The sequence below is a fragment of the Streptomyces sporangiiformans genome, from assembly GCF_005768555.2.
Lineage (GTDB): Bacteria > Actinomycetota > Actinomycetes > Streptomycetales > Streptomycetaceae > Streptomyces > Streptomyces sporangiiformans.
Map to the genome: position 1 here is coordinate 44,030 of NZ_VCHX02000061.1, position 24,238 is coordinate 68,267.

At 70.0% G+C, this 24,238-nt stretch carries 22 protein-coding genes; 12 read left to right on the top strand and 10 right to left on the bottom strand.

Going from position 1 to position 24,238, the window contains the following annotated elements; all coding sequences use genetic code 11:
- Positions 1-144 precede the first annotated feature (144 nt).
- Positions 145-1,203 carry an acyl-CoA dehydrogenase family protein gene (locus FGD71_RS05635; protein ID WP_119099263.1) on the top strand — a complete coding sequence of 353 codons (1,059 nt, stop codon included), beginning with the start codon at positions 145-147 and terminating at the stop codon, positions 1,201-1,203.
- 73 nt (positions 1,204-1,276) lie between these two features.
- Here FGD71_RS05635 and FGD71_RS05640 read toward each other — a convergent pair whose 3' ends face one another.
- Positions 1,277-1,795 carry a hydrolase gene (locus FGD71_RS05640; RefSeq protein WP_240436411.1) on the bottom strand — a complete coding sequence of 173 codons (519 nt, stop codon included), beginning with the start codon at positions 1,793-1,795 and terminating at the stop codon, positions 1,277-1,279.
- 199 nt (positions 1,796-1,994) lie between these two features.
- On the opposite strand from FGD71_RS05640, the gene FGD71_RS05645 reads away from it, so the two are divergent.
- Complete coding sequence (locus FGD71_RS05645) at positions 1,995-2,456, top strand: SPW repeat protein (RefSeq protein ID WP_119099264.1); 462 nt, start codon at positions 1,995-1,997, stop codon at positions 2,454-2,456.
- A gap of 102 nt (positions 2,457-2,558) precedes the next feature.
- Here the strand turns inward: FGD71_RS05645 and FGD71_RS05650 are convergent, their stop codons facing one another.
- Together FGD71_RS05650 and FGD71_RS05655 are read right to left on the bottom strand one after the other, a co-directional pair.
- Positions 2,559-3,326: an ArsR/SmtB family transcription factor gene (locus tag FGD71_RS05650; protein ID WP_119099265.1), complete on the bottom strand. Its 768-nt coding sequence runs from the start codon at positions 3,324-3,326 to the stop codon at positions 2,559-2,561.
- Between the two features lie 119 nt (positions 3,327-3,445).
- Complete coding sequence (locus FGD71_RS05655) at positions 3,446-4,171, bottom strand: phosphotransferase (RefSeq protein WP_119099266.1); 726 nt, start codon at positions 4,169-4,171, stop codon at positions 3,446-3,448.
- A gap of 90 nt (positions 4,172-4,261) precedes the next feature.
- Here FGD71_RS05655 and FGD71_RS05660 point away from each other — a divergent pair, with 90 nt between their 5' ends.
- The 3 genes from FGD71_RS05660 to FGD71_RS05670 all read left to right on the top strand — a co-directional run bounded on the left by FGD71_RS05660 (position 4,262) and on the right by FGD71_RS05670 (position 6,878).
- Complete coding sequence (locus tag FGD71_RS05660) at positions 4,262-5,494, top strand: aminoglycoside phosphotransferase family protein (protein ID WP_240436412.1); 1,233 nt, start codon at positions 4,262-4,264, stop codon at positions 5,492-5,494.
- 77 nt (positions 5,495-5,571) lie between these two features.
- A complete protein-coding gene (locus FGD71_RS05665; protein ID WP_119099268.1) occupies positions 5,572-5,835 on the top strand; it encodes a GlsB/YeaQ/YmgE family stress response membrane protein in 264 nt (87 codons plus the stop codon).
- 161 nt (positions 5,836-5,996) lie between these two features.
- On the top strand, positions 5,997-6,878 hold the full coding sequence (locus FGD71_RS05670; RefSeq protein ID WP_119099269.1) for a GNAT family N-acetyltransferase: 882 nt from the start codon (positions 5,997-5,999) through the stop codon (positions 6,876-6,878).
- Positions 6,879-6,957: 79 nt separating this feature from the next.
- Here FGD71_RS05670 and FGD71_RS05675 read toward each other — a convergent pair whose 3' ends face one another.
- On the bottom strand, positions 6,958-7,737 hold the full coding sequence (locus tag FGD71_RS05675; protein WP_119099270.1) for a GNAT family N-acetyltransferase: 780 nt from the start codon (positions 7,735-7,737) through the stop codon (positions 6,958-6,960).
- 100 nt (positions 7,738-7,837) lie between these two features.
- Between FGD71_RS05675 and FGD71_RS05680 the strand changes: the two genes are divergently transcribed.
- Positions 7,838-8,320: a nucleoside deaminase gene (locus tag FGD71_RS05680; protein ID WP_119099271.1), complete on the top strand. Its 483-nt coding sequence runs from the start codon at positions 7,838-7,840 to the stop codon at positions 8,318-8,320.
- 117 nt (positions 8,321-8,437) lie between these two features.
- Complete coding sequence (locus tag FGD71_RS05685) at positions 8,438-9,598, top strand: acyltransferase family protein (RefSeq protein WP_119099293.1); 1,161 nt, start codon at positions 8,438-8,440, stop codon at positions 9,596-9,598.
- Between the two features lie 7 nt (positions 9,599-9,605).
- Here FGD71_RS05685 and FGD71_RS05690 read toward each other — a convergent pair whose 3' ends face one another.
- Positions 9,606-10,469, bottom strand: a complete 864-nt coding sequence (locus FGD71_RS05690) for a GNAT family N-acetyltransferase (protein ID WP_119099272.1) — start codon at positions 10,467-10,469, stop codon at positions 9,606-9,608.
- A 110-nt stretch (positions 10,470-10,579) separates the two neighbouring features.
- Here FGD71_RS05690 and FGD71_RS05695 point away from each other — a divergent pair, with 110 nt between their 5' ends.
- Positions 10,580-11,086 carry a GNAT family N-acetyltransferase gene (locus FGD71_RS05695; protein ID WP_119099273.1) on the top strand — a complete coding sequence of 169 codons (507 nt, stop codon included), beginning with the start codon at positions 10,580-10,582 and terminating at the stop codon, positions 11,084-11,086.
- 70 nt (positions 11,087-11,156) lie between these two features.
- Here the strand turns inward: FGD71_RS05695 and FGD71_RS05700 are convergent, their stop codons facing one another.
- Positions 11,157-11,813 (bottom strand): chaplin, encoded by a 657-nt coding sequence (locus tag FGD71_RS05700; protein ID WP_119099274.1) that lies wholly within the window; start codon positions 11,811-11,813, stop codon positions 11,157-11,159.
- A gap of 297 nt (positions 11,814-12,110) precedes the next feature.
- Here FGD71_RS05700 and FGD71_RS05705 point away from each other — a divergent pair, with 297 nt between their 5' ends.
- Positions 12,111-13,706: an alpha/beta hydrolase gene (locus tag FGD71_RS05705; protein WP_119099275.1), complete on the top strand. Its 1,596-nt coding sequence runs from the start codon at positions 12,111-12,113 to the stop codon at positions 13,704-13,706.
- A gap of 121 nt (positions 13,707-13,827) precedes the next feature.
- Here the strand turns inward: FGD71_RS05705 and FGD71_RS05710 are convergent, their stop codons facing one another.
- Positions 13,828-14,241, bottom strand: a complete 414-nt coding sequence (locus tag FGD71_RS05710; protein ID WP_119099276.1) for an SsgA family sporulation/cell division regulator — start codon at positions 14,239-14,241, stop codon at positions 13,828-13,830.
- A gap of 458 nt (positions 14,242-14,699) precedes the next feature.
- Between FGD71_RS05710 and FGD71_RS05715 the strand changes: the two genes are divergently transcribed.
- Positions 14,700-16,166, top strand: coding sequence for a PP2C family protein-serine/threonine phosphatase (locus FGD71_RS05715; RefSeq protein ID WP_119099277.1), 1,467 nt, complete (start codon positions 14,700-14,702; stop codon positions 16,164-16,166).
- Positions 16,167-16,304: 138 nt separating this feature from the next.
- On the opposite strand, the gene FGD71_RS05720 is transcribed toward FGD71_RS05715, so the two are convergent.
- Positions 16,305-17,801: a DNA-binding protein NsdB gene (locus tag FGD71_RS05720; RefSeq protein ID WP_119099278.1), complete on the bottom strand. Its 1,497-nt coding sequence runs from the start codon at positions 17,799-17,801 to the stop codon at positions 16,305-16,307.
- Between the two features lie 233 nt (positions 17,802-18,034).
- Here FGD71_RS05720 and FGD71_RS05725 point away from each other — a divergent pair, with 233 nt between their 5' ends.
- Positions 18,035-19,213, top strand: a complete 1,179-nt coding sequence (locus FGD71_RS05725; protein WP_119099279.1) for an aminoglycoside phosphotransferase family protein — start codon at positions 18,035-18,037, stop codon at positions 19,211-19,213.
- Between the two features lie 209 nt (positions 19,214-19,422).
- Positions 19,423-21,423, top strand: coding sequence for an N-acetylmuramoyl-L-alanine amidase (locus FGD71_RS05730; protein ID WP_119099280.1), 2,001 nt, complete (start codon positions 19,423-19,425; stop codon positions 21,421-21,423).
- 4 nt (positions 21,424-21,427) lie between these two features.
- Here FGD71_RS05730 and FGD71_RS05735 read toward each other — a convergent pair whose 3' ends face one another.
- The gene (locus FGD71_RS05735) at positions 21,428-21,799 is read right to left on the bottom strand and encodes a VOC family protein (RefSeq protein ID WP_119099281.1); all 372 of its coding nucleotides are present in this window, start codon (positions 21,797-21,799) and stop codon (positions 21,428-21,430) included.
- 99 nt (positions 21,800-21,898) lie between these two features.
- Positions 21,899-24,130, bottom strand: coding sequence for a glycoside hydrolase family 95 protein (locus FGD71_RS05740; RefSeq protein ID WP_119099282.1), 2,232 nt, complete (start codon positions 24,128-24,130; stop codon positions 21,899-21,901).
- Positions 24,131-24,238: the final 108 nt, after the last annotated feature.

The window sequence follows — 24,238 nt, forward strand, 5'->3', positions numbered from 1 at the left end:
GGTGTTACGGCGTGTCCTGCTTGGCGTAGTGTCGGCCTCCAGGCTTGTCTGCCGGTGTTCCACTCTCTGCCCGTAGGGACGAAGTGGAGACGAACGGCCCGTAGGGACGAACGAGGACGCTGCCACGACACCGGGAGATCTCGCATGAGCACTGCGCCTCACCCCCTGCTCGTCCGAGCGCGGCACCTCGCCACGGAAGTACTCGCGCCGTGGGCGGAGCAGGTGGACCAGGAGAGTGTGCCCACGAGTCACATCGAGGCCCTCAAGGCGTCGGGGCTGCTCGGGGCGACCGCGCCGATGGCGTACGGCGGCTCGGCGGCACCCGCCGCGGTGGTCCGCGAGATCGCGGAGATCCTGGCTGGATCGTGCTGCTCCACCTGGTTCGTGCAGACACAGCACAACGCCCCCCTGAAGACCCTGGTCGAGAGCGAACTGCCCATCCGGGAACAGCTGTTGCGCCGCCTGGCCGAGGGCGAACTGCTCTCCGGAGTCGCCTACTCGCATCTGCGCGCGTTCCCCCGCGTTCCGGTCCGGGTCACGCCCGAGAGCGGGGGTGTGCGCTTCGACGGCCGGGTCGCCTGGTACACGGGCTGGGGCCTCAACGACGTGATGATGCTCGCGGGCGTGACCGCCGAGAACGAGGTGCTGTTCGCCTTCACCGAGGCACGCGAGCGGCCGGGTGTTCGCCCCTCTCACCCGATGCGCCTCGCCGCACTGACCGCCGCGCGCACCGTCTCCCTCGATCTGACGGGTCTGTGGGTGCCCGAGGATGCCATCGCACTGCGGACCTCGTACGAGAAGTGGTCGGCCGCGGACCGGGCCAAGAGCGCCAATGCCAATCCGGCGGTCTTCGGCGTCGCGCACGCGGCACTTCAGATCCTGGAGGAGGCCGGCGAACGCGACACCAAGGAAACCGGCCGCGCGCTGCGCATCCGCCTCGACAGGGTCCGCCGCCAGGCCTACGCCCTCGCCGATCACCCGGTGCCGCACGAGTACATCGAGGAGCGGCTGGCGTACCGGACGCAGGCTCACCACCTGATGCGCGCGGCGACGACCGCGGCCCTGGTCGCCGGTGGCGGAAGGTCGATGGCGCTGGGCAGCCGGGCCCAGCGACTGGCGCGCGAGGGGATGTTCCTGCTGGTGCAGGGGCAGACCGCCGAGACGAGGGCGGCACACCTCGGCTCGTTGGCGGACAGCTGCTGACGAGGGCCTCCTGTGCCCGCGAAGGCTGTCACGGCTGTCACGGCCGTGACAGCCGCGGCAGCGCCAACGGCGGTCATCCAGGCGGCGGTTCAGCCTGCCGCGGCATCGTTTCCTCCGGGCTCTCGGGGGTTTCCGGGTCCTCCCGGCCCTCCCGGTCCTCCCAGGGACACCGCAGCATCCGCTTGAAGCCCAGCAAGGTCCGGTACCGGTCTCGGGCGGCGAACTCCCCCATGGTCCACACCGCTGGACGCCCGGCCTCCGCACAGAGATGAAGGATCCGGTCCTGCCCCACGACTACGCCTATGTGCGCGCCCCATGCCTCGTCGGTGGCGTTGAAGAGGGCGAGATCGAGGGGTTGAGCAACCGTGACGCGGCGCGTTCGTCGCGCATCGGCCCACAGGTCGCTGGAACGCCAGGCCTCGGGCGCCAGACCGAAGAGTTCGAGGACCGCGTACGCGAACAACTGGCAGTTGGCGCCGTCGGTGAGGCCCGGTCGGTCGCGTACCGCCGCGGATCCCGGAAACCGTGCCCCGGCGTACGGGGTCGCCCACATGTCCGCGGGTATCCGTGCGAGCACGTCATTCACGTCCACCCTCGGCCCCTCCAGGAACACGGGACGTTGCAGCTCATCACGCTGCGAAGCAGCTTCGGTGGCCCGCTTCCCCTCCTGCCTCTATGGACTCGCTCACCACTACACATAAAGGAGAAATAAGCGCAGAATGGACGTAGGCGGCGCTTACCGCACACCACACCAGAGCGGTCAGGCCGGCAGAGAACAAAGGAGACGAGTCATGTCCAACGTCTCACACACCAGAGGTGACATCACCACCCACCCTGATGTATCCGAGATGCGGGAGCGGTACGACCGCGTGCTCGGTGGTCGCGATGTGGCGCTCGTGGACGGACCGGTGTTCCTGCTCGGTCTGTACTGCGCCGCATCCCCGTGGATCCTCCACTACACGACAAGCCAGCCCCCGCTCGTGACGCACAACCTCATCATGGGCATCGCTATAGGCGTGCTGGCTCTCGGATTCACCACAACTCCGGCGCGCATGTATGGCCTGAGCTGGGCCATGTCCGCCGTGGGCGTGTGGCTGATCATCTCGTCGTGGGTCGTGGGCGACAGCCCCGACGCCGGCATCATCGTGAACAACGCCATCATCGGCGGTCTCGCCGTGGTGATGGGGTTGATCTGCGCGGCCGCATCGGCGAAGTCGAAGGGCGCAGGCGCACGGCGCACATCGCAGACGTAGCAGGGTGTCTGCGGGGATGAGGACGGTCGACCGGTCCGCGCGTTCAGTCACGGGCCGGCCGACTCACGTCCATGACTGAGCCGGTAGGTGCGCTCCACCCTGTCAGCCGATCGGTACGCTCCACGGCTCCTCCGGCAGTGGGCTGCCGGTCTCGAGGAGCGACTTCAGATTCGACAGAACGGCCGCCCAGCCGGAGGCCGCCTCTGCGGCCTCGCCCTCGTCGGCGAGGTCCTCGTGCGTGACGGTGAGCCGGACGATCCCGCCGTGCGGCCGGATGTCGAAGGTGACCCTGGAGTACCTGTCCTGCTGCCCCTCGTCCTCGGGCGCGGCCCACGTGGTCACCAGCCGGACGGGCCGTTCGCTCTCCACGACGGTGCCCACCACGTCGGCGATGCCCGAACCGTCCGTGCGCCGGTGCTCCCAGCGGGAGCCGGCCCTCCAGTCCGAGACGTTGCTGTGGCCCCAGTAGGCGGCGGTCAGGTCGGCGTCGGTGAGAGCGTCCCAGACCTTTTCGGGTGTGCTCTCTATATAGGTGACGTACACGAACGTCGGCTTGTCAGTCATGGCTTCCTCGGCTCGTCGCTTGAGGTCGCTGAGCGCACGCAGGCGTGGGCGCTCGAATTTGTCGATCCACCGCTCCTGCATCTCGTGGAGCGGTACGGGATTGAGGTAGTGCAGCTTTTCCCGGCCCCGCCGCACCGTGCTGACCAAATGGGCATCCTCCAGGACAGCCAGGTGCTGGGTCACGGACTGACGAGTCATGGCGATGCGCTCACACAGCTCGCCCAGGGTCTGCCCGTTGTGCTCGTGCAGCCTGTCGAGCAGCTGCCGACGCGTACCGTCCGCCAGTGCCTTGAAGACCTGGTCCATCTCCGAGTCCCTCTCTGATCGCACACTCCACGTTATGCAGGCAGTTACCTGCATGTCAATGGTGGAGAGGGCGCCGGACCTGCACATTCGACCTCAGCGCGTCTCCGGCTTCGACAGTCTCAGCCGGCCAGTTCCTTCTGGTGCGCGAGCACCCACTCATGGGCGGCAAGCACCTCGTCGACCACGCCCAGGTCACGGAGACCGATCATGGCCGGTTCGCCCCGGGCCGCACCCGCCTCGATACCTCGCCGGCAGCGGTCCTGCCACCACAGCACCGTCTCCACCACCGCCGGGCGCTCGACCGGCCCGTACGCGTCACAGATCATCCGCAGCCGCCGGGCAGCCTCCGGAATGTCCGCGACGCCCGGACCGAGATCCAGGTACTGCCAGCACACGTGGGCCACGTCGTGGATGCGTTTCCCCGGTGCGGCGAGATCCCAGTCGATGAAGGCCACTGGGCGCCATCCCCGGTAAATGGTGTTCCTGGGAGACAGGTCGTTGTGACACACGACCTCCTGGTCCTCTGCCAGCGGCGTACCGCATGTCAAGTCATGGAACGCGCGGACGAGTCGGGCCACACGCACCACACCCTCGTCCGTGCCCGCCTGCCGACGCTCCTCGGGAGTCAGAGCAGCCTGCCCTTCGAGGTACTCGTAGATCTCCCGCCCCTGGTCGTCCGTGCCCAGCAGGCGTGGCGCTCCGCTCCAGCCGTGCTCCTCGAACAGCGTGAGGAGTTCGCGGACGAAGTCCGAGCGGGCCCCCGACCGGCGCCGCACGGTCGGGCCGACGCGAACGACCTGGTTGATGAAGCCCCCGGCGAGAGCCGATTCGTCCTCCACACCCATCACTCCTGTCCTGACGGATTGCCGTGGCCCCGGCGCGTTCCCGCACAATATTCACTGGCTGAGCGCGGCGGGCCCGCTCACACTGGCGCGGTGAGTCGAACTTTCAGTGCTTGGGTGACGTCGGGCGAGGACTTCCTCGGGGTTACGGGCACCTTCTCCGTCCACGTGCCGTGGTGGGCGGAAGTCGAGCCGGTCGTCGGGCAGTTGCGACAGACGCTCGGGGTACCGGTGCGGGTGTTGCGTCTGCTGTCCGTCGAAGGCGGCGAGGGCGGGCGGGACGGTCATGTCACGTACCACGTCGAGGCGCTGGAGCGGCCGGGGCACGAGCTGTCCGCGGGGGAACCGTCGCCTGACGTCGGCGAGTTGAACGGGTACGAGGCGCTGCGGGCGCCGTGGGCGCGGGCCGACGGACTGCGGGAGCTTCTCGACTGGTCGGCGCGTACGTTGGCGGCAGCGGGACGGCCTGTGACCGGCCCGGTGGAGCAACGCCGCACCTGGAACCTGGCAGGGCTCTTCCGCCTGCCCACCGCCCGAGGTCCGGTGTGGCTCAAGAGCACCCCGCACTTCGCCGCCGACGAGGCGGCGGTCATCGCAGCGTTCGCACGCATCGATCCTGGCCTGGTGCCGAGGGTGCTCGGCTCCGCCGACCGGCGCATCCTGATGGAGCACATCCCCGGCGCGGACTGCTGGAACGCCTCGCCCGAGACCATCGCCGCCGGAGTGCGGCGCTTCGTCGCCGCGCAGGCCGCGCTGGCCTCTCGGCCCGACGAACGCCCGCGCGGCCTTCCGGACCGCCGTACACCGGTCCTGGCCGAGCGCGTCCGGGAACTGCTCGACGGGCCGGTCGCCTGCGAGCTGACCGCACAAGAGGTCGCTGTCGCCGGGGAGTTGGCGGGACGCTGGACCGCGCTCGACGAATGCGGTCTGCCGGACACGGTCGTGCACGGTGACTTCCATCCGGGCAACTGGCGCAGCGACGGCGGGACACCCGTGATCCTCGACTTCGCCGACGCCCATTGGGGCCATCCGGTCCTGGACAGCCTGCGCCTGCACGACTTCCTTCCCGAAGCCGTCCGGGCGACCGCCGCCCGCGCGTGGGTCGACGCATGGCAGGCCCATGTGCCCGGCAGCGACCCGGCACGCGCCCTGGCCGTGGCCGAGCCGCTCGCCCCTCTCGCGAACGCGGTCCGCTACCAGGAGTTCCTGGACGGCATCGAACCGTCCGAGCGGATCTACCACTCCGGAGACCCCGCCTCGGCGATCCGCGACGCGGTGCGATGCGCCATGCCTCCGGACCCGGATCTCGCCCCCGAGCGACGCTGACCGAGGGCGAAACCAGGAGTGCGCCGACCTCCAGGGGGCACTCATACCAGTGAGGAGTATGACGAAAAGGGGCTGAGATGGAGATCTCGGGCATCATCAGTGCCATCGTGATCGGTGTCATCATCGGCACGATCGGCAGGCTCGTCGTCCCGGGCCGTCAGCGCATCGGCATCCTGTGGACCATTCTGGTCGGCATCGCGGCCGCGCTCGTCGGGTCGGGTCTCGCGTCCGCGTTCGACGTGGCCGACACCGACGGGGTGGACTGGATCGAGTGGCTGTTCCAGATCGGACTCGCGGCGCTGGGCGTCGCCGCGCTGGACCGCTCGAAGGTGCGCCGCTGACCACCGCACGAAACTACAGACAACACACAACACACGGCCTACGGCACTAAATCTGTTGCACACCTGTCTCCGTCACGGCTAGCTTCCGCGGGTTCCATACCGCCTGCATCACCGCTTTCATCATCACCTTCACCCACGCAGCCGACCGTGACGGAGACACCGTGCCGCCTCGCATCACCGCCCTCACCGATCCCGAACCCGCCGCGTCGAGCCGCCGCTCGGCCTGGCTCGCGTCGGACAGCGAGGGTGTGCCGATCGGGTCCGCCTTTCTGCGACTGTTCGCCAAAGAGGGTCAGGAGCACCTTGCCGAGCTCCAAGTCGCCGTGCACCGGGCCGAGCGGCGGCAGGGCGTGGGTACCCGCCTGCTGGAGGCGGCCGTCGCGGCGGCGCGGAGCGAGGGGCGCCGGTCGATCCTCGCGCAGACGAACGAGGGCTCCCCGGGTGATCTGTTCCTGGCGGCGCGCGGCTTTCGCCGAGTACTGACGCTGACGTACGCCCGGCTCCCGCTGGCCGACGCCGATCTCACCCGGATCGACACGATCGCCGAACAGGTCCACGACGGCTACCGGATGACGCACTGGGACGGCACGGTGCCGTCCGCACTGGCACAGACCTACGCCGCGTCGCGGCGGGCCATGGACGACATGCCGATGGAGGGGACCGACTACGGCACGGTGGTGTGGGACGTGGAGCGGGTGGTGTCGGCGGCCGAGGTGATCGCGAAGCGCGGTGATCTGCTGCACACCGTCGCTGTACTGGACACGGCGGACGGGTCGGTCGTCGGCTTCTCCGAGCTGGTCGTTCCCGGCAGCGGGCGGGGCGACGGTCAGCATTACGGCACCGCCGTGCTTCCTGAGCACCGCGGACACGGCCTCGGACTCTGGATGAAGGCCCATTCCATTCGGCTGGCCCGCCGACGCCACCCCGACCTCGCCGGCCTGCTCACCGACACGGCGGACAGCAACTCGCTCATGCGCGGCATCAACGACACCCTCGGCTATCTGCCCACGCACAAGGCCGTGGAGTACCAGCTCGATCTGTGAGAACGAGGGCGGTCACTCGTCGGTGCCCCGACGAACAGCATGCCAAGGACGCGGCCCGGCCGCCCAAGGCCCAAGGTCGTCAGCGAGGGGCGTACACGTACGGCGTGGTCGTGGTCAGCGGTGCGAAGCCGAGCCGTTGGAGGATGGGGCGGCTCTGGTCGGAGGCGTCGACCTGGATATAGCGGTAGCCGCGGTCGGCGGCGATGCGGGCGCGGTGGGCGACCAGGGCGCGGTAGATGCCGCGGCCACGCCAGTCCGGGACGGTGCCGCCGCCCCACAGACCCGCGAACCGTGTGCCGGGCGTGAACTCCATACGCGCCGAACTCACCGGCACGCCACCGGCGAGGGCCACGACGGCGACGACCGTGTCCGGGTCCGCGTCGAGCTGGGCGAGCAGCTGGTGGCGAAGCCGGGAGCTGTCCGTCCCGAAGGCCTGCTCGTGGACGTCCGCCACGAGGTCGACGCCCGCGCTGTCGGTGACGGTGCGCAGTTCGATGCCCTCGGGCGGCTGGGCGTCGAGGCGCAGCTCGCCGCAATCGGCGATCATCAGCGTCTCCTCGGGCTCGGGAGTGAGCCCCGCGGCGCGCAGCCGCCGGCCCAGGTCGACCGGCAGGTCGTGGCCGTACAGCTTCCACTCGAACTCGCGGCCGAGCTCCGCGAAGTACCGCACCTGCTCGGCGATCATCGCGTCCGCGTCCGTCTCGGCCAGGTCCGACCAGAGCACGCCGCTCCAGCCCTGCCCGGCGCCGACCTGGCGCACCACCCCGCCCATCCGCTCCACCACGGCTCCAGGGCCGTCGGGCCGCGCACACTCGCGCATCTCCCGGTCGAACAGCGCCAACACCGCCACGTGATCCATTCCGTCACTCCAACACGCAAATGCCGAGCGGGCAACGCGATTTAGTGGCAGCCCGTACCCTGCACGCCGGAATCCGGTCCCGAGGAAGGCGAGTACGGAAATGGTCGACGACGCCGAACTGAAGTATCTGCGCCGCTGTGTGGAGTTGGCGAGGGAGGCACTGGAGGTCGGCGACGAGCCGTTCGGTTCGGTGCTGGTGGGTGCGGACGGCACGGTCCTGGCCGAGGACCACAACCGGGTGGCCTCCGGCGACCGCACCCGGCACCCGGAGTTCGAGCTGGCGCGCTGGTCGGCGGCGCACATGGCGCCCGAGGAGCGCGCCGCCGCGACCGTTTACACCTCGGGCGAACACTGCCCGATGTGCGCGGCCGCACACGGCTGGGTGGGGCTCGGCCGCATCGTGTACGTGGCGTCGTCCGAGCAACTCGCCTCCTGGCTGGGCGAGTGGGGCGTACCCGCTCCCCCGGTCCGGACGCTGCCGATCGGCGAGATCGCGCCGGGCGTGATCGCGGAGGGGCCGATCCCCGGCCTGGCCGACGAGGTGCGCGCCCTGCACCGCCGCTTCCATCACGGTGCCGACTGAAGCAGGGCCCTGTGCCGGGTGGCCGCACAGGTGTGAACGTCCGATACGCACGAGCCGTATGTGACAGTGGCAAGCGGGAGGGACCAGAACAGCGCATCGAGGCTTGGAGATGATGTGGTGCCGCAAGACTTAGCAGCCCCGGCTCCCGTAGCGGCGGCGGACTCGGCTCCCGTAGCGGCGGCCCCAGGGCCCGCAGCGGCCGCGGAACCGCCGGTCGGCACACCGGCCAAGCGCCCACCCGCCCGCCGGGATCCGTACTTCGACAACGCGAAGTACCTCACCATCGTTCTGGTCGCCTGTGGTCACGCCTGGGAGCCGCTGACACATGGGGGTCGCGCCGCGACGGCGGCGTATCTGACGGTCTACGCCTTTCACATGCCCGCGTTCGCGCTCATCTCCGGCTTCTTCTCCCGGAGTTTCGACATGGGGCCGGGTATGGTGCGCAGGCTGTTGACGGGCGTCGTCGTGCCGTATCTCGTCTTCGAGACCGCATACAGCCTCCTCTACCGGTGGGCGGGGGACGATCCGGACCTTCCACTGAGCCTGCTGGATCCCGGGTATGCGATGTGGTTCCTGGTCGCGCTCTTCATCTGGCGGCTGACCACCCCGCTGTGGCTGTCGCTGCGTCATGCGATGCCGATCGCCATGGCCCTGGCCGTGTTCGCCGCGGTCTCGCCGAATCTCGGCGGTGACATCTCGATCCAACGGGTCCTGGGATTCCTGCCGTTCTTCGTGCTGGGGCTGAAGCTGCGGGCCGAGCACTTCGCCCGACTGCGCACTCGACGGGTACGGATGCTCGCCGTGCCCGTGGTCGTGGCGGCGTTCGGGGCGGCGTACGCGGTGGCACCGTGGTTCAACGCCACGTTGCTCTATCACAGCAGCAGCGTCACGGAACAGGGGCTGCCGAGATGGGCAGGGTTGTTCACCACGCCCGTGTTGTTCCTTGGGGCGCTGGTCCTGACCGCCTGCTTCCTGGCCTGGGTGCCGGGGCGGCGTTGGTGGTTCACGGCGCTCGGCGCCGGGACGATGTACGGCTATCTGCTGCACGTTGTGATCATCAAGGCATCGCGCTTCTGGGACTGGTACGACCACTCCTGGCTGTACACCCCGCTCGGCCAACTGGCAGTCACCGCAGTCGCGGTGGGCCTCATCACGGTCCTGTGCTCGGGGCCGATCCGCTCTGTCTTCCGGTTCGTCGTCGAGCCGCGTATGTCATGGCTGTTCCACGACCGGACAGACGCCGGGAAGAGAGCGACGGCCGCGGCGCCGCCGCGCTGACCACGGATCAGCCGAGTTCGAGTGTGGTGACTCCGTGGACACGGTCCGTGGCAAACGGCCGGATCGGTCCCGTATACATGCGGGCCGTCTCGAACGACGGGGTGAGGCCGTGCTCTTCCGCCAGAGCGACGCCGACGGCGCTGGTCTCCGGGACGTCGATGGCGACCGGGCGGCCGGCGGCTTCGGCGATCAGCGCGGCGAAGAGAGCCCGGGCGTCGTCGGGCGTGTCGGCGAACAGGGGCCCGATGCGCAGGGAGTCGCGGGCGGGCCGGACGACTCCGTACCCGGTGAGGCGTCCGCCGACGAAGCGGACCACAGGGCGGTGCCCCGGCCCGTTCAGCCAATGCTCCACGAAGCGCGGCCGGTCGGCCGGGCAGCAAGCGCTGTCGTACGCCGTGATCGACGCCAAGTCGGCTGGTTCGGCGGCCCGTACACCGGTGGCCGTGGCCGCGGCGGACGCCACTCCGGTGAACCGCGCGGTGTTGTAGGCGAGTTCGAATCCGGACTTGCGGTAGTTGTCCTGCTCCGCGGGCACTCCGTCGAGACCGATGGTCCGGTCGCCCGCGTGGGCGAGAGCCGTCTTCCATGTGGCGATGCCGTAGCCACGGCCGCGCAGGTCGGGGCGTACGAGATAGAAGCCCAGGAAGGCGTAGTCGGGGCCGTGGTTGACGACTGAGATCGCCGATACGGGTTCGCCGGCGATCCTGCCGAGGAAGAAGCCCTCGGGATCCTGAGCGAAGAAACACGGGCCGTCGGACAGCCCCGGGTTCCATCCCTCGTCCGCCGCCCATCCGCTGACCACCGGCCAGTCGTCGAGCGAGGCCCGCGTGACGACGAGGCCATCGGGACCCGGGGAACCCGGAGAGGTCATGGGTGCGCTCCGTTCATCGGGGGTGGCGTGACGCGGCTTTCAGCATCCTGAGCCGGTCGATCGGCCCGCGGCGAACCGCAGTTGGCCTCACAGCGGCATAGGTTAGCCCCATGGACCACGTGATACTGCGCCCGGTGACCGAGGACGACCTGTCCGTGATGGAGCTGTTCCTGACCGATCCGGAAGAGGCCTCGCCCTTCCAGTGGTTCGGCTGGGGGGACACCGGACGCTGGCGACGCCAGTGGGCGGAGACGGGCCTGATCACCGATGACGCGGGCCATCTGATGGTGGTGCACGGTGACGCGGCGCTGGGCTTTGTGGCCTGGCGCAAGATCGTGGCCTCGCGAAGCTCGTACTACTGGAACGTGGGCATCACCCTGCTCCGGGATGCCCGCGGCAAGGGGGTGGGCACACAGGCACAGCGACTGCTCGTCCAGTACCTGTTCGCGCACACACAGGTCATGCGGATCGAGGCCGACACCGAGGTCGACAACGTGGCCGAGCGACGCGCCCTGGAGAAGGTCGGGTTCACCCGCGAGGGCATTCTGCGCAGCGTCGTCTTCCGCGACGGGCAGTGGCGCGACGGAGTGCGGTACAGCATCCTGCGAGGCGACTGAGGGGAAGACCCCACCGGTCGGCGTGGCCGGTGGGGTCCTACTTCCTCGATGGGTCGCTCTTTCGGAGGATTCAGCGTCGGGCCGCGGGCCGCGAGCGGCGGTACAGCACGGCTCCGGCCACCACCAGAGCCGCGCTCGCGGCGACCGCCGGTCCCGTCAGGTCCGTCCCGGTGTGTGCGAGGGCGGCCGCGTGCTCAGGCGCGGCGTGGCGCTGCGTCGGCGGTTGCGCCTGCGTCGGGCTGTGCCCCCGCGGGGGTGCGGACGACTGCGGCCCCGGATCGGCCGGGCCCTGCGGCCGGCTCCCGGACTCGTTCGTGGATTCGTTCCCGACGGCGGCGTTGCCGACGCCGGCGACGTTGACCGAGTTGCCGCTGACGTTCACCGGAGCGTGGACCGGGAGCTGGACATCGTTGCCCGACAGCACGCCCGGCGAGTCTCCCACGGACCCGTCGGCCACGGCCGCGCTGTCACGCTGCTCGGTTCCGCCGCCCTTGTTGGCACAGCTGTTGCCCGCCGTGGGGTTGAGCAGCCCTGCCACGTTCACGGTGTTCCCGCACGCGTTCACCGGAGCGTGGACCGGGAGCTGGATGCTGTTGCCGGAGATCACCCCGGGCGAGTTCGCCGTGCCGCCGTCCGCCGCGGAGTCCGCGTACGCCGGCATCGTGACGCCCATGGCGCCCGACGCCGCGGCAACGATGATCAAACCATTCCGGGTAACCCGTCTCATGAGTTCCCTGCCTTCCAGACATGGGTCGCGAGCCCTCGCCCGCACCCGTTAAAACGCGGGCGCACCATCGGAGTTATGGCTAATCGGCCTTTCACCCCATCGAGCGGCATGCTCATCGAACTGTCTTTCAAGGGCTTCGGCGGCAGAGAACATCCGCTCTGATCGGCACGCGGGGTCGCGCAGGATAAGGCCTCCGCGGGCGAAGCGCTCGCCCAGAGGCGCGGTCAGGGGCACGCCCTTATCGTGATCGAGGGGGAATCCCCGGCCCTTGCGCCGAGGCGTCCCTGGAGGCTTGCCATGCTGTCCACGCACCACAGCTGCGCTTTCGCAGGCGCCGTGACGCTGGCCCTGCTGGGAGCCGTACTGTCACCTCACGCTCTGCCGGGAACCGGCCCGCAGGCGTTCGCAAACGAGCCCGCCCAGCCCGACCAGCCCGACCTGTCCCGCTTCTACGACCAGCAAATCGACTGGTCCGACTGCAGGGGCGACGGCCTGCCCGAGGACCTGCAGTGCGGCAAGGTCACCGTCCCGCTCGACTACGCGAGGCCCGCCGAAGGGACGCTGGACGTCGCCATGGCCCGCTTCGAGGCGACGGGCAAGTCCAGGGGTTCCGTACTGCTGAACTTCGGCGGGCCCGGCGGCTCAGGAGTCGATCAACTCGCCGTCGGCGGCGAGGACTTCATGGGCCTGGCGGAAGGCTACGACGTGGTGACCTTCGACCCGCGCGGCGTGGGCAGAAGTTCGCCGGTGAGCTGCGGCGAAGCTGCCTACGGGATGTCGGACACGACCACGGACACCGCCCCGGACGACCGGAGCCCGCACGCCGCTCTGCGATTGCTGCGGAAAGCCGCCGACGCATGCGCCAAGCACTCCGGTCCCGTGTTGCCGTACATCGGCACGGTCAACGCCTCGCGGGACCTGGACGTGATGCGCCAGGCCCTGGGCGACGAGAAGCTCAACTACCTCGGCTTCTCGTACGGAACGCGGCTGGGCGCGGTGTACGCAAGCCAGTTCCCCGAGAAGACCGGCCGGCTGGTGCTCGACGGCGTGGACACGCTCACCGAACCGCTCAGCGAACAGGGCATCGTCGCCGCCGAGGCCCAGCAGACCGCGCTGGAGGACTTCCTCGCCTGGTGCACCGAGGACATCAACTGCGCGTTCGGTCAGGACCCGCGCCGGGCCAGACAGGAAGTCGTGCGGCTGGTGGACGCCATGGACGAGGCCCCCGTGCCGACGGACTTCGGTGATCGGTTCTCCGGCCAGGACCTCGTGGGCGCCATCGGGCTGGCCCTCTACAGCGAGGAGTTGTGGCCGACCCTCGCGCAGGCGCTCCGCTCACTGGTCGAGGACGGCGACACACGGGACATCGTCCGGTTCTCCGCCTTCGGCATCGCGGCGCCCGGCGACGGTGGGCTCGTCGACGAGGGCGACATCCCCCTCGACAACCTCCCGGCCGCGCTCATGGCCATCAACTGCGCGGACGACCCCGACCGGCCCACGGCCGACCAGATCACCAAGAGCCTCGACCGGCTGCGCGCCGCGTACGAGAAGGCCTCGCCGGTCTTCGGCCGCCACCGGCTCACGCAGGTGCTGACGTGCTACGGCCGCCCCAAGGGCACCAGCTACATCCGCGAAGAGGTACACGACGTCGACGCCCCGAAGATGCTCCTGGTCGGCACCCGCGGCGACCCGGCCACCCCGTACCGCTGGACCGTGGAGACCGCGAAGCGACTCGGCTCGTCGGCCGTGGTGCTCGACAACAAGGGCACGGGCCACACCGGATACGCGTCCTCCAAGTGCGTGCAGCGGAAGGTCGACGACTTCCTGCTGTACGGCTCGCTGCCGCACGGCTGGAGTTCCTGCGGGCCGGACGAGCGAGCGCCCTCCACCTGAGGGCGCGAACACCCAGCGGTCCCCGGCGGCCGCCGACAAGGCCCTCGCGGACGCACTCGGGTAAGGCGCGCCTGCCCTCCGTGGCGCGCCAGTGACCGGTGCGCGGTAGGTCCCGGGTGCCTCAGACACCTCCGAGGAGGGAGGTCAGGCCGCGCTCCAGGGCAGGTCCCACGTCTTCTCTGCCTGCGGCGACCACCGCGTACGACCGAAGCAGGAACCGGCGGAGGACCGCCGTGTCGAACTGGATGAGGGCCAAGCCGGGCAGCGCATGGAACTCCAGGACCGTGCGGGCCGGGCCGCACGGCCAAATGTGGACGTCCCCGCTGCCCGCGGGGGCGCTCAGGCCCGTCTCCAGGAGCTCACGGGCGAAGATCCATGTGGCGGTGTTGCCGTCGAGTGAGGCCTCGGGCGGGAAGACGATCTCGACCGCGAGCGGGTCGGCGGCGGAGTAGCGGAGCGTGGCGGACACGGGAAGGTCCTGGCTCTCCGAAGTGATCAGGCGCGCGCGGGCGGGCTGCTCCAGGACGATGTCCATGATCGGTCTCCGTTCCGGGTCGGGGCAGTTCGTTGTGCCGATGCCCCCTTACGACCTCGCACGGGCCGTTCGCGGTACACGGAACCCCGAAGAGATTATTGTGATCTGCGTCACAGCATCGCCCGACGTCGCCCCGTTGGCGCCGGCACCTGGCGAGGCAACGGACATTGGCCGGAAACCGGTCACTCGACGCCCGCTCGCGAGAGCGTCGAACGTACACTTGGAGGAACCGCACATGACATCGACGCCCCGTCAACTGGCCGACTGTCACTACGACTTGGCTGCCCTCCCGCGTACTGCATGCGTCCCACTTGAACCATCCGAGAGGACAGCGGCATATGCCAGAAACATGACCGCATCGCGTGTTGCCAAATCCCTTACAGAGCGTCGCAGGCTGTGCAACAGTCGTAACGGTCCATCCCAGTCTTGGTCGTACCGTGCCTGTATCGGAGTACGTCATGCCGTCCCATCTCTCGGCGGACCATCCAGCCGCCCAGCCGCCCCCACGCGGCTCGGTCGACGCGCTCATTTCGCAGACGCGTCGGCTGCGGGGCGACGTGGACGCCGTGCGGCGTGACGCGCCGGCCGACGGCTCGGACCCCCAGGGACGCTGGCAGCGCGCCCTGTGTGACCTGGCGATGCATCAACTGAACGACCTCGACGAGCATTTGGCGCAGTTGCGGGACGGCCCGGCACCTGGCCCCACGCCCGTGCCCGTGCCCATCGGTGACGAGGCACCGCCCGTCGCAGGAGCCGTGCCGACCGCACCGGGGCATGGCTCACCTGAGGCACCTGACTCACTGCTCAGCCGTGTCGGCAGCGCCGAGTGGAATCTGCTGACGGACGAGGCGAAGTGGTCCGGCGAGCTCTACCAGATCCTCGGCCGCGACCTCGCCACTCCCCCGCTCACCCTCGACGAACTGCCGTCCCTGGTACTCGACGAGGACCGGTCGCGGCTGACGGCGATGGTGACGGACTGCCTGATCGACGCCAAACCGATCGACGGAGAGTTCCGCATCGTGCGCCCGGGCGGCCGCGTGCGGACGGTACACATGATGGGCGAGCCCGTGCTGGCCGCCGACGGCAGCACCGCTTCGATGTGGGCGGTGCTGCGGGACGTCAGCGAACTGCGCCGCAGCCAGCGGACCGTGAGCGAGACCCGTGACTCGCTGGAACGCGGGCGGCACATCGCGCAGACCGAGCACCGGCTCGCGGTCGAGCTGCAGGAAGCCGTGCTGCCGCCGTGGCGCGGCTCCCTGCGGTTCCCGCGCCAGGGACCACAGACACTCGACCTGTCCGCCCGCTACCTCCCGTCCTCGACGAGCGAGCTGATCGGCGGCGACTGGTACGACGCCCTCGAAATGCCCAACGGCGAAACACTGTTGAGCGTCGGTGACCTCACCGGAAACGGGGTCACCGTCGCCTCGGGCATGGCGATGCTGATCGGCGCCCTGCGCGGCATGGCCATGGCGGGCGCCGAGCCGGGTCAACTCATGACGTGGCTCAACGAGTTACTGGACGCGTCGGTCCAGCCGGCCCTGGGCAGTGCCGTGTGCTGCCGCTACCGGCCCGAGACCCGCACCCTTGTCTGGGCACAGGCAGGACACCCCGCCCCGCTGCTGTTCCGCAACGGGACGGGGCGCGTGCTTTCGCCGCCGGACGGCGTCCTGCTCGGCGCGACCTCGGGTGCCACCTACGGGCAGGCCGAACAGCCTCTCGAACCGGGCGATCTGCTGCTCCTGCACACCGATGGGCTGATCCCCGGGCGCAGTGGCACGGCGGCGGTGAACCATCTCCTCGACCTGGCCCCCCGCTTCGGCGAGGCCCGTGCCGCACAGGACTGCGTACGGACGGTCGTGGAGGAGTTCGGCGAGGCGGCGCGCGAGGACGACGCCTGCGTACTCGTCGTCAGGCTTGCCACCTGAAGATGGTCCGCCGAGGATGGCCGCCTGAGCGGCACAGTCCCCCTGTACCCGTGCTCATCCGCCCGCGCCCGCGCCGGTACTCACCACTCACGGCCGTACTCATCGATTGCGCCGGTACTCATACGCTCATGGGCGCGCTCACGCCCGTGCGCTGCTGCCACCCCGGGTGTTCAAGCCCTTGGGCAGCGCCAGTTTGATCTCCTCACGCAGGTCGTGGATCTTCGGATAGCTGGAGTACTGCGCCGTCAGGCGGTACATCTCGCGCAGCCGGTCCCAGGTGCGATGGGAGGAGTTCGAGCCCATCGACGTCAGGGCCAGACGCGCGTACCGGTCGGCCTGTTCGGGGTCGTCGGCGATGAAGCAGGCCGACGCGAGCGAGAGGTGGTCGAAGATCTTCGAACGGTCCCGGCCCTTCTCGCGCAGCTGGAGCGCCTCCTTCGCATGACGCTGCGCGACGGCGGCCGCACCCGGTTCGTGCTCCGCGAGCGTCCGGTAGGCCAGGGCCTGCATTCCGTGCATGTCCGCCTCGTCGAAGAGCTGCATCCAACTCGGCGGCGGTACGTCGCCCTTGTCCGAGGCGAAGAGGTCCTCCGCCTCGCCGAGGGTGCGCCGCATGGCCTGGCCCTTGCCCATCGACGCCTGAGCCCAGGCCTCGATGGTGTGGAGCATGGCCTTCGTGCGCGGCAGCACCTCGTCGCCGGAGCCCGACTGGGCGAGCTTCATGAGGTCGAGTGCGTCGTCGGGCCGGCCCAGATGCACCATCTGGCGTGCGGCGCGGGAGAGCGCTTCCCCGGCGCGGGGCCGGTCACCGGACTCACGGGCGGCGTGGGCGGCGATGACGAAGTACTTCTGGGCCGTGGGCTCCAGGCCGACGTCGTGCGACATCCAGCCCGCGAGCACGGCGAGGTTGGCGGCGACGCCCCACAGGCGCCGCTGCAGATGATCAGGGTGTCGGTAGGCGAGCATGCCGCCCACTTCGTTGAGCTGTCCCACGACAGCCTTGCGTTGCAGCCCGCCGCCGCGGGCCGCGTCCCAGGCCCGGAACACCTCGACCGAGCGCTCCAGCTCTTCGATCTCCTCCGACCCGATGGGGGCGGCCTCGTAACGGTCGAACCCGGCCGGGTCGACGTGCAGGGGATCGTCGATTTCGGGAGCGTCGGCCGAAAGGGCCGGATCGGTGTGCAGCCAGTCGTACATGGCACTGCTGATTGCGGATCCCGCGGCGAGCGCGGCACCCGCGCCCACCAAGCCGCGTCGGTTGAGCATGAGGTCCATTCCCGTGAATTCGGTGAGGACCGCGGCGGTTCGCTCGGGCGCCCACGGCATTCCGTCGGGATGTTCCACACTCCCGCCGCCCTGCCGATTCCCCGTACGCCCGTGCCGGACCAGACCGAGGTCCTCGATGGTCACGACACGGCCGAGACGCTCGGTGAACAGCGCCGCCAGCACCCGCGGAACCGGATCGCGCGGGATCTCTCCCATGTCGATCCAGCGCCGCACCCGCGAAGTGTCGGTCGCCAGCTGGGGGTGGCCCATGGCCGCCGCCTGCCGGTTGACCATCCGCGCGAGCTCGCCCTTGGACCAGCCGGCCAGGCCGAACAGATCCGACAGACGCGTGTTGGGTTGTCCGCTCACGTCAAGCCCCCAGGTTCTCGGCTGAGTTGACAGTAACCCCGTGTCAGTTGCTGCGGGACTATTCGCCAGGGTTCGCCAGGGTGCGCCAGATGGTGTGCCAGTGCGCATCCGGTGTCAGGTAGGAACGCGCCACCCCGACCCGGTCGCCGAAGGAACATTCCCCAGGGTGTACCGAGGCGGCCGGGGCGGGTAGCGCGGTAATTCGCAGGCACACGAAGGGATCTGTATCACCCATGTACGCAGCATCGTCCTCCGTGTCCGCCCCGCCCCGGTCGCTGCACGCCCGTCCGCAGGTACCCGGCTCCGCTCGAGCAGGAGAGAGCGCGGTGGCGGGCAGCGGCCCTTATGTGGACCCGGCGCGCCCGGGGTCACCCGTACTCGGTGCCGGCCGGACGCGACGCGTCCCGGGGCTCGGCACCCAACCGCTCAGCGGGAGACTCGACTTGTCCGGCCCTCAGGGCGCGCAGCTGCGCACGGCGATCGCTTCGGTGCACCGGATCTGCCCGGAGTTCGCGCCGGTGCAGGTACTGCGCCGCAGCGGCCGCTCGGTGCTCCTGGTCGGCACGACCGGGCGCAGCACCGCCGTCGCGAAGTGTTTACTGGACCTGTCCCCCGTGTGGGCCCAGCGGATCCGCCATGAGATAGCGGCGTACCGCTCGTTCGTGCGGCACCGTCCTCCGGTACGGGTGCCCCGGCTGATCGCGGCGGATCCGGACAACTGCACACTGGTCATCGAGCGGATGCCGGGCCGGGTGGCGGCACTGCAGCGGCACCCCGGGGAGGCCCCGCCCCGGGCGGACATCAGGGCGGCGCTGGGCGCGATCTGCCGGCTCAACGCGTGGCGGCCACCGGCGGGGACGTTCGACGCCCCGCTGGACTATGCGGCGCGGATCTCCCGATATCACGAGCTGGGACTGCTCACCGACCGGGACATGGGCGATCTCCAGAAACTGGTGCACGGCATCGCGCACTCGGCAGGACGCCAGGGGATGGGCCAGTTCTGCCACGGCGACGCGTTGCTGTCGAACATCCTGCTCTCACCGGCCGGTCCAGTGCTGGTGGACTGGGAGCACGCGGGCTGGTACCTGCCGGGCTACGACCTGGCGACGCTCTGGTCGGTGCTCGGTGACGCCCCCGTCGCACGGCGGCAGATCAGCCAGCTCGCGCAGTCGACGGGGCCGGCGGCGCGCGACGCCTTCCTGGTGAACCTGATGCTCGTACTGACCCGTGAGATCCGTACGTACGAGACAGCCGTACAACGTTCGATGCACGAGGCGACCCCGGCGGCACCGGGACCGGCCCACCCGGGTGCTGCGCCGTCCGGCGAGGAACAACGGCTGCTGCTCAGGCGGCTGCACGACGACTGCCAGCTGGCCCGACGGGCCGTTCGAGCGGCGGTCGGAACTCGCTGACGGGGATGGCGGCCCGCGGTGTGCCCTGGGCAGCGGCACACCGCGGGCCTTCGTCATGTGAGTGATCGACACGCATTCCTCGACCCGCCGCTGACACGGTGAATTGCCCGCTCCTGGGCATGATTGACGGATCGTCGGAGAGCCGGTAGCACTGACGCACGCCCGGCTCCGCACGCATCATCGCTCTCGATCGCCCCAGGAGGCCCGTTTTGCGAGGATCCGTCACCGCCCCAGACCCGGCCACCGGGCAGAGACGAGGGCGCAGGACCGCGGGCGCCGTGGCCTCGGCGGCGCTGCTGCTGCCACTGCTCGGCGCGGCCCCGTCGGACAGCACCGAGCAGCCCTCCTCCGGCCGCCTGCAGAATGCCTTCGCCATGGCCGCGGCGGAGTACGACGTGCCGCAGAGCGTGCTGCTCGCCGTCTCCTATCTGCAGTCCCGCTGGGACGCGCACGACGGGGCGCCGAGTGTCACGGGTGGCTATGGTCCGATGCACCTGACCGACGCCCGCACCGCGATCGCCCGGACCGGGGCACCCCATCACAGTGACGCCACGGAGGACGCACGCGGCGACGACTCGCGTACCGCCCTGCTCCCCGACACGAAGATCCCGGACACGAAGATCCCCGACAGCTCCGAACTCCCCGCCCGGCTCAAGACGTTGACGAAGGCAGCCGAGCTCACCGGGCTCTCCGCGGAGCGGCTGCGCACGGACGCGGCCGCCAATGTGGCGGGCGGTGCCGCGCTGCTGGCCGCCGCGCAGAGAGAACTCGGCGCCCCGCCCAGCGACGACGCCGCCGACTGGTACGGCGCGGTGGCACGTTACTCGGGCGCGGACGACACGGCGACGGCCGCCAGGTACGCCGATGACGTCTTCGACGTGATCCGCGCGGGCGAGCGCCGCACCACGGACGCGGGACAGCGGGTCGCGCTCACCGCCCAGCCCCGACTGCGCCCCGAAACGGAGCAGTTGAAGGGCGCAGGGCTGCGGACGGCCGCCGCGGAGGGCACCGAGTGCCCGGCGACCGTGTCCTGCGAATGGATTCCGGCACCGTACGAGGAGTTCGGCGACGGCGATTACGGCAACCACGATCTCGCGAACCGGCCGACGTCCCAGGGCATCGACTACATCGTCATCCACGACACCGAGGCCACCTGGGACACCACGCTCCAGCTCGTGCAGGACCCGACCTATGTGTCGTGGCACTACTCGCTGCGCTCCACGGACGGTCACATCGCCCAGCATGTGAAAACCAAGGACGTGGGCTGGCACGCGGGCAACTGGTTCGTCAACGCCAAGTCGATCGGCCTGGAGCACGAGGGATTCCTCGCGGCACCGGACGCCTGGTACACGGAGGAGATGTACCGGACGTCGGCGCGGCTGGTGCGGTACCTCGCGAAGAAGTACGGCATCCCGTTGGACCGGCAGCACATCCTCGGCCACGACACCGTGCCGGGCCCGACGGCGTCGACCATCCCGGGCATGCACACCGATCCCGGTCCCTACTGGGACTGGCAGCACTACTTCACCCTGCTCGGCAGGCCGTTCGGCCGCACGGCCGGCGCCAAGGGCAAACTGGTGACCGTACTCCCTCAATTCGCCAGGAACCGGCCGGAGTTCACCGGCTGTGTCACCCCGGGTGAGCCGTGCGCGCCGCACGGCTCCAGCGCCGTGCGCCTGTACACGGAGCCGAGCGAGAACGCCCCGCTGATCAAGGACATCGGCCTGCGGCCGGGCGGCGGGGACTCCACGACCGGCGTGAACGACACGGGATCGCGGGTCTCCACCGGCCAGCAGTACGCGGTCGCGGGACGCAAAGGCGACTGGACGGCGATCTGGTACCTGGGGCAGAAGGCCTGGTTCAGGAACCCGGCGAAGCAACCGACGGCGGTCGGCGCGTCGGGCCTCGTGGTGACACCCAAGGCCGGTCTCGAGGACATCCCGGTGTACGGGCGTGCCTACCCGGAGAAAGAGGCCTACCCGGCGGGCGTGCCCGTCCAGGCCGTGTCCCCGCTGCCGTACAAGCTGCTCGCGGGCCAGAGGTACGCGATCGGTGACAAGGTGCCGGGTGAGTACTTCTACGCGCCGACCTTCGACACGACACCGCACAAGGTGGTGCGCGGTTCGGACATGTACTACGAGATCCAGTTCGGCCACCGGGTGGCGTTCGTGAGGGCCGCCGATGTTCGGGTGATGCCGTCCGCCCTTTAGGGCCTCAGGCGCCCTGGGGTGGTTCGTGCAGTCCGAACACGGAGCCCTGGTCGTCCCGGCAGAGCGTGAACCGGCCGAACCGAGCGGCCGACTCCTCGCTCTCGGCGCCCTCCTCACCCATGTCGTCCACTGTGCCGCCCAGGTCACGGACCCGGGCGGCCGCGGCGTCCAGGTCATCCACCCGGAAGAACAGGTACGGGGAGGCACCCGCGTCGCCGCCGTGCAGGCCTCCCGGCACCCCGCCGGTGGTGATGGCCAGACCCCCGCCTCCGGACGGGCCGGGGTCGAAGGTCCAGCCGAAGAGGGCTCCGTAGAAGGCGCGGCCCCGCTCGGCGTCGGCCACGCCGATCTCGAAGAAGGTCGGTTCGCCCGCCATCGTGCGTCTCCTGTCGTGAGACATGGGTCGGTCGACAGGAGCCACCGTACGCGCGCCGGGGTGCGGGCGCTCGTCCACGGCCACCCCGGTGGGATCAGGCTAGACCTTCTCGCCCCAGACGTACCGCTGCCCGGCGATCGCCTTGAACGTCGACTCGCCGCCCGGCAGCAGATCGCTGCGGACGGTGAGCCGGCGTGTCCGGGACGCCGTCAGCGCGACGCGGGTGGCGCGGCCGTTCGACCACTCGATGTCGAGTGTCGCGCCGCCTCGGGCGCGCAGGCCTCGGACCGAGCCGTCCGGCCACGTGGCGGGCAGGGCGGGGAGTACCTCGATCGCGTCGTACTGGCTCTGCAGGAGCATCTCGGTGATCCCGGCGGTGGCGCCGAAGTTGCCGTCGATCTGGAAGGGCGGGTGGGTGTCCCAGAGGTTGGGCAGGGTCGAGCTCTTGAGCTGTTCGGCGAGCATCTTGTGGGCGTGGTCACCGTCGCGCAGCCGCGCCCAGAAGTTGATCTTCCAGGCCTTGGACCAGCCGGTGCCGCCGTCGCCGCGGGCGGAGAGTGAGACCTTGGCGGCGTCGGCCCACTTGGTGCCGGGTTCGATCTGCCGCCCCGGATGGAGGGCGTAGAGATGCGAGACGTGCCGGTGATCGTCGGCCGGGTCGTCCAAGTCGGCCTTCCACTCCTGGAGTTGCCCCCAGGAGCCGATGCGCAGCCCCGGGTCCAGCTGACCGAGCACCGCTTCCAGCCGCGTCCTGAACGCCCGGTCGTCGCCCAGGACGCGGGCCGCCTCAAGGGTGTTGGTCAGCAGGTCGTGCACGATCTGCTGGGACATGGCCGCGCCGGCCGTGAAGTCGCCGTGCTCGGGCGAGTAGCTGGGGGTGACGACCAGCGTGCCGTCGCGCGGATCGGTGCGCAGGTTGTCGAGCCAGAACTCGGCGGCCTCCTTCATCACCGGGTACGCGGTGGTGCGCAGGTAGTCCGTGGAGCCGCCGAACCGGTAGTGCTCGTACAACTGGCCGGTGAGCCACGCGGCCCCCTCGGGGAACCAGAACGCGGTCGACCAGTCGTGCACGCCGGTGAAGCCGAAGGGGTTCGTCTCGTTGTGCACGACCCAGCCCCGTGACCCGAACATCTCCTTGGCGGTGCGCCGCCCCGGCGCGCGCAGGGCCTCGACGAAGCGGTCGTACGGGGCTGTCGTCTCGGCGAGGTTCGTGGCCTCGGCGAGCCAGTAGTTCATCTGGAGGTTGATGTTGACGTGGTAGTCGGCCGACCAGGGCGGCGAGGTGCTGTGGTTCCAGACCCCCTGAAGGTTGGCAGGCAGGGAGCCGGACCGCGAGGAGGCGATGAGAAGGTAGCGGCCGTACTGGAAGTAGAGGGCTTCCAGGGCACGGTCCGTGCTCGTGGCTCCGCCCGTGTAGCCGGCGAGGAGCCGGTCCGTGGGCACATCGGCGGGGACGGACTGGCCGATGTCCAGGGCGACCCGGTGGAACAGGGCCCGGTGGTCGCGAACATGGCGGGCGAGCAGTGTGTCGTAGCGGCTGCCGGCCTTGTCGAGGGTGCCGGTGACGGCGGTGTGCGGGTCCTTGCCCCGGTAGTCGGGGTAGGTGTCGGCGTAGTCCGTGCCCGCGGCCAGGGCGAACCAGGCGCTGTCGGCGCCGGTCACCGTGATCGTTCCGTCGGCGTTCGAGGTGACGGTGCCGCCTTCGCCGCGTACCTGGATCTGTGCCTCGAAGCGCAAGCCGTTGTCCGCGAGCGCGCCGCGCACCGTCAGGCGGCCGCTCGCCGCGGTGGCGGTGAAGTCCCTGCGGGGCGAGGCGTAGCGGAGGGTGAAGGTGACACTGCCCGGCCGGTCCGCGCTCAGCCGCCCGACGATCACGCCGTCGGGATACGAGGCGAAGAACTCCCTTTGGTGGCGGACCTGTTGATGGGTGTAGACGACCTTCGCGACGGCGTTCGCGATGTCGAGTTCGCGGCGATACGTTGCCGGGGTCTGCGGTGCGTCCGGTACATCGAGGTACAGGTCGCCGAAGGTCTGGTGGGCGCCGTATCCGACGCGCGGCTGCCCCAGCTCGGCGGCAACGCTGTCGGGGTCGAGTCTGGTCTTCGCGTCGAGTTCGTCCTGCACGGCGGCGAGCGCGCCCGGCCGTGCCGCGCGCCAGTTGCCGTGGTCGTAGCCCTGGGCCGAGCCGGGACCGCCGGTCCACAGGGTCTTCTCGTTGAACTGCAGCCGCTCGGAGGCGAGCGTGCCGAACACCGCGGCGCCGAGCGAGCCGTTGCCGATCGGCAGGGCCTCGCGCTCCCAGTCGGTGGCCGGAGAGCCGTACCACAGCATCAACGGCTCCCGTGATTCATCGGAGGAATCAGCGGCGGCAGTCCCGGCTAAGGCCAGGGTCCCGCCACCGAAGGCGAGACCGGCCGCTCCGCCGAAAGTGGTCTTCAG